The 1,387-nt window shown below is 30.9% G+C and carries 1 pseudogene; it reads right to left on the bottom strand.

Annotated elements, in window-relative coordinates:
• Window positions 1–118 precede the first annotated feature (118 nt).
• A pseudogene (locus F6K13_RS33270) lies at window positions 119–1,387 on the bottom strand (hypothetical protein); the annotation flags it as partial.

Raw genomic sequence — 1,387 nt, 5'->3', positions numbered from 1 at the left:
GGTTTATCCTGTGGATAAGTTGCACTAACGTTACTTAACTCAACCTACCCTAATTTATCAACAGGAGTTACGCAAAAGGTAAAATTATACACCATTTGTATAGGGTAACGGCCGTTAACTATATATGTTGGTTATGAGTAAATCCTGATCGATTAATCATCATTTTACTCTCATATCCAGCTTTTAACTCAATTACTTCTGTAGGTATAATTTTCGGAATATTTGTTTCCGCAGGTTGTAAATTAGTTTGATTTGATGGTTTAACGTAACTATTTTTAATTTCTTCAAGCAAATTAATCATTAAAACTTCTATTTCTTCAAAAGTTTGTTTTTCTTGCAATTCTGATAGGAACTTAGTTGTAAACTGTCTGAATAACTGTTGTCTAAGTTTGATACTTACCGCATCTGGTTGTGTTTGATAAGCTTTTTGCGGAGAAGTAGCAATTGTACTTGATATTTGTATCACTAAATTATTAGCAATTTTATCCGGTAAGCGACGTAAAAAAGGTATTTTTTGTAAACGCCTATATATAGATAACTGCTGCATAGACTTTTCAACCTGATAGCGTAAAAAATCTTCAATATCTGGATAAATTTCTGGAAGGACTCTACAAGCAGTTACTTCAAGTATATTGTTAATAATTTCCTGAATGTTTCCATAGTCATTTTTATCTACACCAACTTTATCTGATTTATTTTTTGATTCAAATATAGCTTTTTTTAGAGAACCTTTACTAATATTATTCTGAAGCTGATTTATACTCCCACCTACTACAACTTGAATTATTTCCTGAGCAAAACTACCAATAAGTTGGAATCGGATATTTGTGTAGAAATGTTTCATGTCTGGCAATTTAACTTTCTGTAAACGAATAAATACAGTAATTATTCGCAGTGAAGGTAGCCAAGGTTGTAATAAAAAAACATCATACCAACGCTTTTTAACAGCACCCCATAAACTTAAATTAGAACGACAACTGATTAGTAAAGTCCGCCCAATAAACTCTATCCAAAATATAATCATCCAAGGTAAATCTACTAACCAAAATCTATCTACAAATTCCCCATCCTTACCCAAATCGCGAAAGTAAAAAGAGTGCATTAAAAATTGAATATTTTCAGAAAAAAAATCTAACTCTTGTTCCCATTGATATCTTTCTAGATGTTGACGACTCCAGAAGGTATTAAACGCTATTTTTGATGATTTATCTGCCAACAAAATTTCTGGTGCTAAATATTGGAGCAGATTTAATGACTGTAAAATTTGAATAGTAGGAGTTAAATTCACATTACTATCTGGAATCTGGCTATAAATATGTTGCTTCATCCGGTATTTTATTTGAGTTAAAACTAAAATTTGATTAACTATCTGGAAATCATAATCTCT

Source organism: Okeania sp. SIO2B9 (genome assembly GCF_010672505.1).
Classification (GTDB): Bacteria; Cyanobacteriota; Cyanobacteriia; order Cyanobacteriales; family Microcoleaceae; genus Okeania; species Okeania hirsuta.
This window is presented reverse-complemented; position numbering and strand designations above follow the sequence as displayed.